Genomic DNA, 14,121 nt, shown 5'->3' with positions numbered 1-14,121 from the left:
CGTGAAAATTCTTTTAAAGGAGGTCCTTATGGCGCTTAAAGGACTAGGAGGGAAAGAGCTTGCCTTTAATATTGTGCTCTTCGCCTTATGTGCGGTCATTTTCCTCATCATTTTATATCCGCTCTATTTTATCGTAATCGCTTCGTTTAGTGATTCGACACTCGTGTCTACCGGCAAGGTGCTGTTCTTTCCGAAAGGCACAAGCCTGTTTGGCTACAAAGAGATCTTCCAGGACAGCCGAGTCTGGACCGGCTACCGCAATACCTTGTTTTACACGTTGTTCGGAACTCTGGTGAACATGTTGTTCACGATGCCGGCAGCTTATGTGCTGTCGAGGAAGGAATTTAAGGCGAGACGCCCGATCATGTTCCTGTTTGTCGTCACGATGTTCTTTAACGGCGGCCTTATTCCAACCTACCTGCTGATGAAGGATCTCCATATCACGAATACGTTCTGGGTATTTATTCTGCCGTTTTGCGTGAATATCTTCTACTTGATTATTGCGCGCACATTCTTCGAGACAGCGCTGCCGGCCGAGCTGTACGAGGCCGCGGTGATGGACGGCTGCTCGCATTTCATGTATTTTGCCAAGGTGGCATTGCCGCTCTCCAAGGCTCTGATCTCCGTTATCGGGTTGTATTACCTGGTCGGACACTGGAATGATTTCTTCACCGGCCTGATCTATATCCGGGACAATAATCTGCAGCCGCTTCAAATCGTGCTTCGGGATATCCTGCTCTCTAACCAGGTATTCCAGAACGGAGCGGGCACGGGCGGCGGCGCGGCATCGGGCGGTTATGCCCAGCGTTATGCCGATCAGATCAAATACGGCGTCATTATCGTATCGTCATTGCCGATTCTAATGCTGTATCCGTTCCTGCAAAAATATTTCGAGAAAGGGGTAATGATCGGTTCGGTAAAAGGGTGACAATTCGGAGAGGAGAAGGTGCCATTCTATGATCAAATCCCATAAGCTTCTGTCGCTTATCCTTATTTTCACGCTGGCTCTACCGATTACCGCTATGGGTAAGCCCGGTTCGGGCGGTGCTCCGGCAGAACCAACGTTTAGTAATGTGTCCGTGCACGACCCTTCAATCGTAAAAGACGGGGATACGTATTATGTGTTTGGTTCCCATATCGAAGCGGCCAAATCTACGGATTTGATGAATTGGACGACCTTCACTAACGGATATGCAACGCCAAACAATGTACTCTATGGCAATCTCTCGCAAAATCTCGCGGCGTCCTTCAAGTGGGCGGGCGAGAATGACTCCGACAGCAAAGGCGGCTTCTCCGTCTGGGCGCCGGATGTGTTCTGGAATGCCGGTTATCGGAATGCGGACGGGACAAAGGGTGCTTATATGCTGTATTACTGCACGTCTTCAACGTATATCCGCTCGGCTATCGGCTTTGCGGTATCGCAAAAGATGGAAGGTCCTTATACGTATGTCGATACGCTCGTTTATTCCGGCTTTACGGCAAATGATGCCTTTGATGCCAACAGCGTCATTAACAAGAAGTGGAGCAATACCAATATTCCGCAGCTGATCACAGCGGGCAAGCTGAGCGGCCAGAGCGATAAGTGGTTTAATCCGGACGGCTCGTTCGCCAATATCAATTATCCGAATGCGATTGACCCTCAGTTGATGTTCGACAAGAACGGCAAGCTGTGGATGTCTTACGGCTCGTGGTCGGGCGGGATTTTCGCCTTGCAGATTGATCCGGCGACAGGCAAGGCGATCTATCCGGGCAAAGATTCGGCAACGAAGGACGGCAGACTTGTAGACCGTTACTTTGGCACAAAAATTGCCGGAGGGTACTACAAATCCGGCGAAGGCCCGTACATGGTCTACAACAAAGAAACGGACTTCTATTATTTGTTCGAAACTCTCGGATGGCTTGGCGCCGACGGCGGCTATAACATGAGGCTGTACCGATCGAAAAATCCGCTTGGCCCTTTTGTTGATGCGGCAGGCAAAAGCGCGGTGCTTCCGGGTGACATCGATCCTTCGGCATTCGGGAACAAGCTGATGGGCAACTTCCTGTTTAAGCGGGAAGTAGGCGAACCGGGTACGGGAATCGGATACGGTTATGTATCGCCCGGTCATAACTCCTTCTATCAGGATCCGAAGACGGGCCGCATGTTTCTTGTATTCCATTCCAGATTCCCGCAAAAAGGCGAGATTCACGAGGTTCGCGTACATCAAATGTTCATGAACAAGGACGGCTGGCTTGTAACCGCGCCGTACCGGTATTCGGGAGAGTCGCTTGAAAAGGTGAAGCGCGAGGATTTGACCGGCGAGTACAAATTTATCAATCATGGCAAGGGAACAACCGCCGAGCTGGTAGAGTCCAGCTATATTACGCTAAGCAAGAATAACAAAGTGACAGGTGATACTGCCGGAACATGGAAGCTGACCGGTCATAATGAGGCGGAATTTACTTTGGGCGGCAAGCGTTACAAAGGCGTATTCGTCAAAGGCTGGGATCCGGCGTCGGAATCGTACGTGATGACGTTTACCGCCATGTCCGGCGACGGGGTTACCATCTGGGGCAGCAAGCAGGAAGCGAAGTCGGATTCCCAGGTTGTGAAGGATATTCTGGCTGATCTGAGCTTGGGTGATACAACCCGCGTGATTGCGAATCTGAACCTTCCTTCGGAAGGGATGCGGCATGCTGCAATCACGTGGACATCCAGCAACCCGGCGGTTGTCTCCGCAGCGGGCGAGGTCATCCGTCCAGCCTCGGGTTCCGAGGCAGTGACCGTTACTCTTGAAGCAGCGGTGAAGAAAGGGACGGCAGCCGGCTCCAAGAGCTTTACGTTAACCGTTCTTCCCTATACGGATGCTTCGCTTGTGGCGAAATATTCATTCGAAAACGACTTGAGCGACTCGATCGGCAGCTATGGAGCAGGTTCGGTTACCGGCAGCCGGATCGATAACACGGGCGGATTGTTGTCGTATGCGGATGGCGTAGAAGGGCAATCTGCGGTCTTCGACGGTAATTCCGGCGTACGGCTGCCAAATAAATTGATCGACGGCAATCAATATTCGGTATCGCTTTGGGTGAAGCCCGATCAGTTGACGACATATACGACAACCTTCTTTGGAGCGAAGGACGGCTTTAACTGGGTCAGCCTGGTGCCCAAAGGTCCGGCCCAAGACCATACGATGGTATGGTCCGGCAGCGGTGTCTGGTATGACGGAACTGCAGGGCTGACCATTCCAGTCGGTTCATGGACGCATCTGGCGTACTCCGTGGATAACGGTACGCTAAGCGTCTATGTCAACGGCCAGCAAAAATTCAGCGGCTCGAACTTCCCGGATATTTTCACCGGGACGGACGCGGTCTTCAGCCTTGGCGTAAATTGGTGGGATGCGCCATTCAAAGGCCAGCTCGATGAGCTGCAGGTGTACGAAGGCGCATTAAGCCCGGCTCAGATAGAGGATTTAGTAAAGCAATAAGGGGAATTGAGAAAATCGCCAGCCAGCCTGTTCATACGGGAGGCCGGCGATTTTTTTTGCATGAGATCGTATAGGCTGGCGGTGCTCCCAGCGGATCGGCAGAGACGGAGCCGAAGGGACGAAGCGGGTATTGGATTCGCAGTCATCCCGTTTGCGTTATTTTCCCCTAATCGTTCAGGGTACAGGAAAAATTGTCCATTAACAGGCGATATGTACCCCCTAAATCGGGAATCCGGTACGCTAAACGACCGAAATGTACCTACCTTCACGAACGGACGATGGCTACAATCGGTTATACGGTAAGCGTTTTCATTTGCGGCTGCAAGCACACTTACATACCGGGCGAAGCGCTGCCGAATAACTAGGGTAAAGGGGTTGCAAAGATTGAGCGTTAACGCAAAACGCCGGAGCAAGGCGTGGATGGGCATATGGCTGGTGATCGCCGTGCTGGCGCAGATCGGCTTCATTCCTCCGGGGACGAACGTCGCGGAGGCGGCCGACAACGGCCTGGCGCAGAAGCCTTATATGGGCTGGAGCAGCTACAGCATGCAGGTGTTCGACGGCCCGTCGGGCAATTGGATATCGGAAGACAAGATCAAGCTGATGTCCGATACGATGCACGAAAAGCTGCAGGCGTACGGCTACGAATACATTAACATTGACGCAGGCTGGAACGGCAGCATGGACGAATACGGACGGCCTATTCCGAGTACGGAAAAGTATCCGAACGGCTTTGAGAACCTGATTGACTACGTGCACGCTAACGGGCAGAAGCTCGGTATCTATATGATTCCCGGCGTATCGCCGGATGCGGTCGAACGCGATCTGCCGATCTACGGAGCGCCGGGCTGCACGATTGGCGACATCGTGGTTAGGCCTTATAAATACGGAGATTATTGGAATCTCGGATACAAGATCGACTTCAATAATCCTTGCGCGCAAAAGTACGTCGACTCGATCGCCGATCTGATCGCTTCGTGGGGCGTCGACTTCGTCAAGTTTGACAGCGTGACGCCGGGCTCCGGCCATAACGACGAGAGCATCGACGCGCGCGGCGACGTTAAGGCTTGGTCCGAGGCGCTCAGCAAGCACGGCATTTGGTTTGAGCTGAGCTGGGCGCTGGATCACAACTACGTCGACTATTGGAAAAAGTACGCAAACGGCTGGCGCATCGATTGGGATGTGGAATCGTACGATCCTAATATCGGCATGACGCAATGGGCGAACATTGCCAGATTGTTCCCCGGCGCGGCGCTCTGGTGGCGCGATGCCGGTCCTGGCGGCTGGAACGACTTCGATTCCCTGAACGTCGGCAATGGCGAGACGTCGGGCTTGACGAAGGATGAGCGGCAGACGGCTGCTACGTTATGGGCGGCTTCAGCGGCGCAATTTTATACCGGAGACGACTTAACCAAGCTGGATGACTACGGCTTGTCGCTCTTGACCAACGAAGAGGTACTGGCGGTTAACCAGGCGGGCCGGCCGATCCATCCGGTGTCGATGGAGACCGATCAGCAAGCGTGGTATGCCAATAACGGCGACGGCACGTATACGGTTGCGCTGTTTAACCTTGGCAGCAAGGGCGCTCGTGTTGGCGTTAAATGGAGCGATATCGGGCTAAGCGGCACCGGCTCGATTCGCGATCTGTGGAGCCATAAGGAAATGGGCAGCTCGGCGGCCGGCATTGATCCGTTATATCTCGAGCCTCATGCTTCGCGCTTGTTCAAGGTGACGGCTCAGAGCGGTTCCTCCATCGTGAACGATGACGATACCGGCATGAAATATACCGGCGGCTGGACGCGCAATGGCGGCAACGAGCTCGTGCGCGACGCGCAGGATTTGTCCGTTGTCATCGCGGAGTCGTCGGGTTCGGAATCCGGCACCGGCGGTCATTCGAACGAGGGTACCGGCGGCGATTCGAACGGCGACGGCTCGTCGGGAACGGGAGGCAATGCGCCTTCATCCTATACGGTAACGATCAACAATAATGATCCGGCGATTACGTACACCAATAAATGGGGCCATAGCACCGGCAGGTCATTTGGCGATTACATGGGCGACGTGCACTACGGCGAGCCGGATGGATCGGAGCCGGAGTTAACGTACACTTTCAATGGCACCGGCATCGAGCTGCTGGCCGAGCAAAGCACGAGCAGCGGCAAGATCGACATCTATATCGACGGCGAGTTCCAGTCGACCGTTGATTCCTATGGCAGCGAACAGGTTGGACAGCACTCGGTATTCAGCAAGACGGACTTGACGCAGGGTACACATACGCTAAGGGCGGTGCGAAACAGCGGGGGTCAATACTACTTCCTTGTCGACGCGTTGAAGGTGACTTCAGAGACGCTGCTAGGAACGCCTTCAGCAACAAGCTTTAACAAGGATGAGCCGGCCGACATTACGGTTCCGCTGCAACTGGGCGCGAGCACATTGACCGGCATCAGCAACGGCTCCGCAGCCTTGCAGCAAGGAACCGACTATTCGGTGTCGGACGGCATCGTGACCATTAAATCGGCCTATCTGGCCAAGCAGGCGTCCGGTCAATCAACGGTGCTCAGCTTCGGATTCGCGGGAGGGGACGCGCAGACGTTATCCGTAGCCGTAAGCGGAACATCGATCAGTCCGGTGTCGGCTTCCTTCGACAAACGGCCAAGCGCACAGGCGGATCTTAAGGTTACGCTGACGCTCGCGGGCGCTAACGAGCTGTCCGGCATTACCAATGGCGCGGCTGCATTAACCGAGGGCACGGATTATACGCTCGAGGGCAATGTTGTGACCATTGCGAAATCCTATTTGGCATCGCTGCCTCTCGGGAACGCGAGCTTATCGTTCGAATTCTCGCAAAGCAGTCCGAGGACGCTTGCTCTCTCGATCGCGAACTCGGCTTCGCCTGGCCGCAATGTCATCGTAAATAACGACGATCCGGGCATCCGCTATACGGGCAGCTGGAACCGCAGCGGCGGCCGTGGATTGGGCGATTATAAGGATGACGTGCAATGGACGGAAAACAACGATGCATTCTTCACCTATACGTTCAAAGGTACGGGAATTGACTACATTACCGAGGTAGACGAGGGTCAAGGCGACGTCGAAATCTTCATTGACGGGGTCAGTAAGGGCACGGTCAGCACGCGCGAAGAAGGCGCGCACAATGCGCCGCAGCGGACCGTGTATACGGTAAGCGGCTTGACGAACGGCTTCCATACGCTGAAAGCCGTGAAGAAATCAGGAAAGTTCATGCTGCTCGATGCGCTGCGCGTGCAGCTGCCAGACCTGATCGACGTCTCCTCGACGGACTTCGTGAAGAGCGCGCCGGCGGATGTCAGCGTGAATCTGCTGGCAAGCCCCGACAGCTTGAACGGTATCTATAACGGCGCAACGGCGCTCGTTCGCGGCACCGATTACACGCTGGTGGATCATGTACTGACGATTAAACAGTCGTATCTATCCGCGCAGCCGGTCGGCACAACGAAGCTGACGCTCCGCTTCAGAGGCGATTACGCAGATGACGTTCACGCATCCGCGGAGGACGGAGCAGCTTTCTCCTACACCTTCAAAGGCACAGGCATTGAGCTGCTGTCCCCGATTGGACCGAAGCAAGGCGAGATGGAAGTCTATATCGACGGCGAACTGAAAGCGACGGTTAACGCGCACGCTGTCAGCCGCGATTCGCAAACAAGCTTGTACAACGTATCGGGATTGACTGCGGGAACGCATACGATCCGCGTCGTTAAAAAATCGGGAGAACTGATTCTTGCCGACTCGCTGCGATTTGCTGTAGCAGAGGCAAGCGTGCCGCCGGCATCCGGCGGCGGAGGCGTTGTTGCTCCGCCGGTGGATACGGATGCGCCAAAGATCGTGCGTACGACTCAGCCGGACGGCACCGTTCGCGATGAGCTGACGCTGATCGGCAAAGACGCAAAGACTCTGATTGATGCACGCAAGGCTTCGGGTGCGACCGCCTTGAAGCTTGTGGTGCCGGATTCGAAGGGCGAGGCGGCAGCGGCCGGCGTGAAGCTGGATGCCGAGGCGGTTAAACAGCTTGCGGCCAGCGGACTTGATCTGGTCATCGAGGTGTCGGGCGCGAAGATTCATGTGCCAAACGCCGTGCTGAAAGGCATCGACACGGAAGTCCACTTCCTCATTGCGCCTGTTAAGTCGGAACAGCAGAAGACGCAGCTTGAACGCCGCGCCAACTTCTCGACGGTCATTTCCAAAGCCGTCAACGACAAACAGTTGACGCTGGTCGGCTATCCGGCTGATATTGATACAAACTTGCCGGCCGGTGAGACAACGCTCGTGCTGCCGCTTCCGGCGGGAGACTGGAGCGCAGATGCCCTTGCGCATATCGGCGTCTACATCGAGCATAGCGACGGGACCGTGGAATATAAGCAGGGCGTCGCGGTTGATATTGACGGCGGCAAGGGAATTCAATTCAAGAACTCGAAATTCAGCACGTTTGCGCTCTTGAAGTCGGGCGAATCGTCCGGCACGGCGCCTGCCGCGTACATGCAGGGCTTCGAAGGCAATCTGTTCAAGCCGGAGAAGGTCATTACCCGGGCGGAAATGGCGACCATTCTGTCGCGCGTTGCGCAGGGCGGCCCGGAGGGAACTAACGGCCGCGTGTATAGCGACGTCAAGTCGGGTTACTGGGCAGAGGACGCGATTAACAAGGCAACGGCGGCTGGCTTGATGAACGGTTACGCCGACGGCACGTTCCGGCCGGAGAAGGCGATTACGCGGGCGGAAATGGCCGCACTCGCTGTACGGCTGGCTGGCGGCGGCTCCGTAACAGGCGCAGGCTTTGCCGATACGGCAGGCCACTGGGCGGAGCAGGCGGTGAAAGCAGCGGAGGGCGCAGGTTATATCAAAGGCTATGCCGACGACAAGTTCCGGCCGGATCGCGCGCTGACCCGCGCCGAAGCAGTCGTCGTGCTTAACCGGGCGCTGGGCATTAAACCGTTGGACAACGGATCTTCGTCGTGGAAGGACGTCCCGTCAAGCTATTGGGCGTTCGGAGATATCGAAGCGGCATCGATCCGTAAATAAGCAGCAGGGATAACGAAGAAGCATCGCTTCCGCATGTCGGAGGCGATGCTTTTTTTGATGGAAGAAATTCAGCTTGCCTAACCAACGCTTCATTTCGATTGATTAGAATCGGATGACCCTGTATTCGTATCTTTGTAATTGCAGCCGGGTTCCGGCAATAAGTGGTTCTTTTGTAAACCCGTCGACTGCTGCCCGCGGAATCGTCACGTGTCCTCCTCGGCCATCCATATTTACTATGACCCAGACCTCACCATCCCCGCGTCTAGGGGCAACGATTGTGCCCGGTGTGACATCAGAGCATTGCGTTACTCCGGCCTCATCCGCATAATGCTGAATGAGCGCTTCTAGCAGCTGCTGTCCTTCTTCGCCCGCCGGCATCGATACAACCATGACAATCTTGCCTTCGCCGTGCTTTTTCTCGGTAATCCAGGCAAGCTCGGGCGTTAATCCCCCCTCTATGGTCCCAACCGCCGCCGCTCCTTCAAGCTTAAATACACTGCTCCAAAGGGAGAGCGGGGCTGAATGGCCAAATGCATGTCCAATAGCGCCGCTGCCATCCATCGGGTACGTGTGCACGGCTTCAACGCCAGCCAGCGTCTCCAGCCTGCCGAGAGCCGAGTCCGTATGAATCGTATGCTCCTTCGTACGTCCGCCGGTCAGCGGACCAACGACCCATATACCTCCATTTTCTACAAAGCGGATCGCGCGATCCGCAAACTCCGTTGCCACGTACGGGAGGAAGGGCGTAAATAAGAGCTTATACCCTTCCAGCTCTGAACCCTCCGGCAGCACATCGCGGTGAATGCCTATGTTCAAGATTCGCGCATAAAAGTCGGTCATCAGCCCGCGGTGATTCAGCTTTCGGTGCGGCTCCGTCTTCAGAAATGCTTTAGCCCGGTCTGAATAGGTGAGGGCCGTTTCCGCCTGCGCCGGACGGGAGTTCAAGATGATTTCCTCCAGCTCAAGGCGAGCTTTCTCTACCTCAAGCACATTATGATAACCAACGGCCGGCTTGCCCCAGGCGCTTAATACCGATCCATGCGGCTGTTCGCAGCCCGCCCGCTGCTGCCGCCAGAGCCAATAGCAGAACGCTTCGGCGCCAAGGGCGTAAGCGGCAACGGCTTCCGCGCGAAGATAGCCGTCAGGATGCGGCTTCGCATAGCTTCCAAGCGAGGCGGCGAAGGAAGGACTTGTCTCCATAATCCAATAATCCCGGCCGCGTTTGAAGCTGCGGAACAGGTCATTATTAATAAGAAAGGCCGGAACATGATCGGTGGTGGCGTACGAATCAAAGGAAGCAAAGTCGAGATTCCGGAACAGCCTTTCGTTATCCACGCTAAATGCCATACTGCTGTTATGCGTAATGGGAGCGTCCGAATGACGGCGGATAATAACCGCTTGCTCATCGGCGAACTCGGCGATTTTCTCCACGGAGAATTGCTGGTACATGGTTTTCAGCGACGAATTATGGAGGAAGGGTGCCGGGCAATTCGCCTATTCTTGCCACATTGATTCCGGCTTGCTTCATCATCTTAATATCTTCTTCCAGTACCTGCTCGTTCCATAGCTCAGGATACCAAGCAGCTCCATGGTACAGCTTCGTTCCCATACTCCAACCCCTATTCCTCTGAAATCGTGTGCAGTTACAATATAGGCGCTCAAACAGTCGGGAACAATCGTACAATTTTGCCCGGTTTGACGGGACTTTCTACTATTTTGACGGGTTTGCATTTTATTGATTTACGCTTGTCCCAAGCGAATGTAAGGGCTTTCTCAAAAATGTCCGATTGGCGGAAAGGCCGGGAGACTCAATAATAAGGGCATGCGGTTGCGATCAAAACTTGGAGGTGACTTGAAATGAAGCAGGCGGCTGCTCCCGGCCAGATTCCAATGATGCAGGAGACAACGATCTCAAAGAGAAGACGACCTAACGTGCTGGGGAGACTCAGGAAAGACAAGTGGCTGTACTTGCTTTTAACTCCAGGCCTGTTATACTTCATTATTTTTAAATACGTGCCCATGTGGGGCGTGCTTCTGGCTTTCAAAAACTATCAGCCCTTCCTCGGCTTCTGGAAGAGCGATTGGGTAGGACTGGATCATTTTCACGTGTTCTTCACGAATCCCGAATTTTTCATGCTGCTGCGAAACACTTTAATACTCTCCTTATACAATCTGGTGTTCTATTTCCCGGCACCTATTATATTGGCCCTTCTATTAAACGAGCTTAGGCTGGCTTTCTTCAAAAGAATCGTGCAGACGCTGATCTACATCCCGCATTTCATCTCGCTTGTCATTGTGGCCAGCTTGACCTACGTGTTCCTGACGACCGAAGGTGGTCTGATCAACGAGCTGCTGCTCAAATATACGGGAACGAAGATCGACTTTCTGGCGAATCCGGATTGGTTCAGGCCGATGATTATTATGCAGACGATCTGGAAGGAAACCGGTTTTGGCACCATCATCTTTTTGGCGGCGCTTGCCGGTGTGGATGTCGAGCAGTACGAAGCGGCGATAACGGACGGGGCGAACCGGTGGAGGCAGCTGTGGCATATTACGCTTCCGTCGATCCGAAGCACGATTATTATTCTGCTGATTCTGCGGATGGGCGATGTGCTGGATAACGGTTTCGAGCAAATCTTCCTCATGCTGAACCCTCTTAACCGGGAGACGGCGGAAGTATTCGATACCTATGTCTATATGATGGGCATTACGCAAGGGGCGTTCAGCTACAGTACGGCGGTGGGCTTGTTCAAGGCAGTGATCGGCGTCACCCTCGTGCTTGGAGCGAACTGGCTGGCTAAGCGGTTTGGACAATCCGGTATCTATTAATGCCTGGAGGAAAGGAGAAGATGTCCGTGACAAAACAATACAAAAGCGCATCCGGAACGGCGTTTGATATTACGAACATGGTCGTGCTGGGCGCCATCAGCCTGCTCGCCGTGCTGCCTTTTATATACATCATAGCGGGATCTTTCGCATCCGATGCGGAATTAACGAAGAGAGCCGTATTCCTTATTCCCGAGACGTTCACAACGGCGGCTTACCAGTTTATTTTCTCAACGGACACGATTTTGCAAAGCATCAAGGTATCCCTGTACGTGACGGTCCTTGGTACATTAGTGAATCTGTTCTTTACGGTAACCATGGCGTATGCCTTATCCAAGCGCAATTTGATGGGACGCAATACAGTGCTTAACCTGATTGTCTTCTCGATGCTGTTCGGCGGAGGTCTCATTCCGACCTATCTGGTCGTGCGCGATCTTCACCTGCTTGATACCTTCTGGGCCTTGATGCTGCCGGGTGCGATCAGCGCGTTTAATCTGATTATCGTGAAGAACTTCTTCCAGGAGCTGCCCGCCGAGCTGGAGGAAGCGGCCAAGATTGACGGCTGCACGGAGCTTGGGCTGCTATGGAAAATCGTTCTTCCGCTCTCGATGCCGGTGCTTGCGACGTTTACCTTGTTTTATGCGGTGGGGCATTGGAATAATTTCTATTCCGCCTTGCTGTACATTAATGATCCGCAAAAATGGCCTCTGCAGGTTATGCTCAGACAGATCGTGCTGCTGTCGCAGACGGCTGCCGGCGACATCAATTCGATGGATCCGAACTTTGTGGCTCCGCCGGATCAATCCATCAAGATGGCGGTTATCGTTATAGGCACCATTCCCATTTTGCTCGTCTATCCGTTCCTTCAGAAGCATTTCGCCAAAGGGGTCTTGATTGGCTCGGTGAAGGGGTAATCCGGATTGCGATATAGGCAGCAATGTTAGCTTAAGCTTACGCGCAGTGAGAACACATTCTTTAAGTTGATTGTTGCGAAGTGAAAATGGTTTCATCATTCTTTTTTAGGAGGCGCTAGTAGAGATGAACAAAAAAACGCAAAAGTGGGTAGCAACAGCAGCTCTTGGAACCTTGGCCATGACAGCCATTGCCGGCTGCAGCGGAAACAAAGAAGAAACGGCCAAGCCGGAAGAGTCCGCAGGAGCAACGGCATCCGCAGCGGCAACAACGGAAGCCGCCGCCGAGAAGCCGCTTGATATCAGCATTATGCTGCCGATCTTCAAGACCAACTTCCCGAAGGATGACGGTCCTGTCGTAACTGAGATCGAGAAGCTGACCAACACCAACATTCATCTGGAATGGGTGCCTAACGCCTCCTACGGGGATAAATTCAACATTACGCTTGCGTCTACGAAGCTTCCCGAAATTATTTTTGTTCCAGGGTCGAAGGATCCGAGCTTCGTAAACGCCGTCAGATCCGGCGCTTTCTGGGAGCTTGGCCCTTATCTGAAGGATTATCCGAACTTAAGCCAGTCGAACGAGGTCATCATGAACAACTCCTCCATCGACGGCAAGAACTACGGTATTTACCGCGGACGCGCTCTTGGCCGCAACGGCATTGTCTACCGCAAGGATTGGCTGGAGGCGGTAGGACTTGAGCAGCCGAAGACGATTGATGATTTTTACAACATGCTGAAGGCCTTTAAAGAGAAGGATCCGGACAGGAACGGCAAGGACGATACGTACGGCATGGTGCTGGTGAAGTGGACCGGCGGCTGGGCGAGCGCCTTCGACACGATCAAGCTCTGGTTCGGGGCGCCAAACAAATGGGCGGATATAGACGGCAAGCTGGTACCGGAGCATCAGACCCCGGAATATCTGGAAGCTCTGAAATTCATGAAAAAGCTGTATGACGAGAAGCTGATCAATCAGGACTTTGCGGTATTTGATTCGGCGAAATGGGTGGATCCGGTGGTTAACGGCCAAGCCGGCGTCATTGTAGACGTTACGGATACCGCCGGCCGGATTGAAGATAAGATTCACGCGGCGCTTGCGAAAGAGAGCAAGGATAATCCGGATGCCCAATACATGGACAATATGATTGGCGTAACAGGCGCCGACGGCACGCTGAAAGCATTGCCAACCTCGGGCTTCTCCGGCCTGCTGGCGATTCCGAAGGGGACGGTCAAGACGGAAGAGGAGCTGAAGCGCGTGCTCAAATTCCTGGATCAAATGAATGATGACGATCTGACGACTCTGGCCGGCTATGGAATTGAGGGCAAGCATTATACGCTGGACGGAGAATCCATCGTGCTCAGCAAGGATGCCGCGCTGCTGGAATCCGAAGTGGAAGGCCTCAACCAGATGCTTCCGTTCATTCCGGCCGGGCGCGGACGCACCGTGCAGCAAACGCCGCTTCGTCTGCAAACGACGGAGATTCAGAAGGAAGCCGAGCAGTACATTGTACCGAATCCGGCCGAGCCGTTTATCTCCGACGTTTACTCGCAGAAGGGCCAGCAGCTGGATAACATCATCAACGATGCTCGCATCAAATTTATCGTTGGTCAAACCGATGAGGCAGGCCTCCTTGCCGCCTTCGAAACCTGGAAAAAATCCGGCGGCGACGATCTCGTGAAAGAGATGAACGAGCTGTACGCGGCAACTGCGAAATAAGTAGAATAACTAGGCTTAAACACCCATCAAAACTCCCTCGGGAGGATGGGTGTTTTGGCATGATTATTGAAAATTCACGGATAATTATACAAAATAGTCTGAAATTCCTGCTTCCATTTTATTGGAATCTATTATAAGGTCAAATTTATAA

General features: G+C 53.9%; 7 protein-coding genes and 1 pseudogene. 6 read left to right on the top strand and 2 right to left on the bottom strand.

Annotation, left to right across the window (positions count from 1 at the left end; translation table 11 throughout):
• The first annotated feature begins 28 nt into the window (after positions 1-28).
• From M3194_RS04520 to M3194_RS04510, 3 genes are all read left to right on the top strand, one after another.
• The gene (locus M3194_RS04520) at positions 29-928 is read left to right on the top strand and encodes a carbohydrate ABC transporter permease (protein ID WP_251651876.1); all 900 of its coding nucleotides are present in this window, start codon (positions 29-31) and stop codon (positions 926-928) included.
• Positions 929-956: 28 nt separating this feature from the next.
• Entirely contained in the window at positions 957-3,464 is a 2,508-nt protein-coding gene (locus tag M3194_RS04515; protein ID WP_251651874.1) for a LamG-like jellyroll fold domain-containing protein, read from the top strand.
• 384 nt (positions 3,465-3,848) lie between these two features.
• On the top strand, positions 3,849-8,516 hold the full coding sequence (locus M3194_RS04510) for a X2-like carbohydrate binding domain-containing protein (protein WP_251651872.1): 4,668 nt from the start codon (positions 3,849-3,851) through the stop codon (positions 8,514-8,516).
• Positions 8,517-8,618: 102 nt separating this feature from the next.
• Here the strand turns inward: M3194_RS04510 and M3194_RS04505 are convergent.
• Both M3194_RS04505 and M3194_RS04500 read right to left on the bottom strand, forming a co-directional pair.
• Positions 8,619-10,001 (bottom strand): annotated as a pseudogene (locus M3194_RS04505) (beta-galactosidase); the annotation flags it as partial.
• Positions 9,982-10,125 carry a beta-galactosidase gene (locus M3194_RS04500; RefSeq protein WP_251651870.1) on the bottom strand — a complete coding sequence of 48 codons (144 nt, stop codon included), beginning with the start codon at positions 10,123-10,125 and terminating at the stop codon, positions 9,982-9,984. The gene M3194_RS04500 and the pseudogene M3194_RS04505, both read right to left, overlap by 20 nt.
• Positions 10,126-10,409: 284 nt before the next feature.
• On the opposite strand from M3194_RS04500, the gene M3194_RS04495 reads away from it, so the two are divergent.
• The 3 genes from M3194_RS04495 (at position 10,410) to M3194_RS04485 (ending at position 13,970) form a co-directional block, all read left to right on the top strand.
• Positions 10,410-11,345 (top strand): ABC transporter permease, encoded by a 936-nt coding sequence (locus M3194_RS04495; protein WP_397334279.1) that lies wholly within the window; start codon positions 10,410-10,412, stop codon positions 11,343-11,345.
• 26 nt (positions 11,346-11,371) lie between these two features.
• Positions 11,372-12,256, top strand: a complete 885-nt coding sequence (locus M3194_RS04490) for a carbohydrate ABC transporter permease (protein WP_251652138.1) — start codon at positions 11,372-11,374, stop codon at positions 12,254-12,256.
• Positions 12,257-12,380: 124 nt separating this feature from the next.
• Complete coding sequence (locus M3194_RS04485; RefSeq protein WP_251651866.1) at positions 12,381-13,970, top strand: extracellular solute-binding protein; 1,590 nt, start codon at positions 12,381-12,383, stop codon at positions 13,968-13,970.
• The last annotated feature ends 151 nt before the right edge of the window (positions 13,971-14,121 follow it).

Source organism: Paenibacillus glycanilyticus (assembly GCF_023715145.1).
Classification (GTDB): Bacteria; Bacillota; Bacilli; order Paenibacillales; family Paenibacillaceae; genus Pristimantibacillus; species Pristimantibacillus glycanilyticus_A.
Note: the sequence above shows the minus strand (reverse complement) of the source record. Positions and strands in the feature narration are given on the sequence as shown.

Coding starts and splice junctions, on each gene's coding strand:
- M3194_RS04495 (WP_397334279.1), top strand. CDS start 10,410: ATGCAGGAGACAACGATCTCAAAGAGAAGACGACCTAACGTGCTGGGG.
- M3194_RS04520 (WP_251651876.1), top strand. CDS start 29: ATGGCGCTTAAAGGACTAGGAGGGAAAGAGCTTGCCTTTAATATTGTG.
- M3194_RS04485 (WP_251651866.1), top strand. CDS start 12,381: ATGAACAAAAAAACGCAAAAGTGGGTAGCAACAGCAGCTCTTGGAACC.
- M3194_RS04500 (WP_251651870.1), bottom strand. CDS start 10,125: ATGGGAACGAAGCTGTACCATGGAGCTGCTTGGTATCCTGAGCTATGG.
- M3194_RS04515 (WP_251651874.1), top strand. CDS start 957: ATGATCAAATCCCATAAGCTTCTGTCGCTTATCCTTATTTTCACGCTG.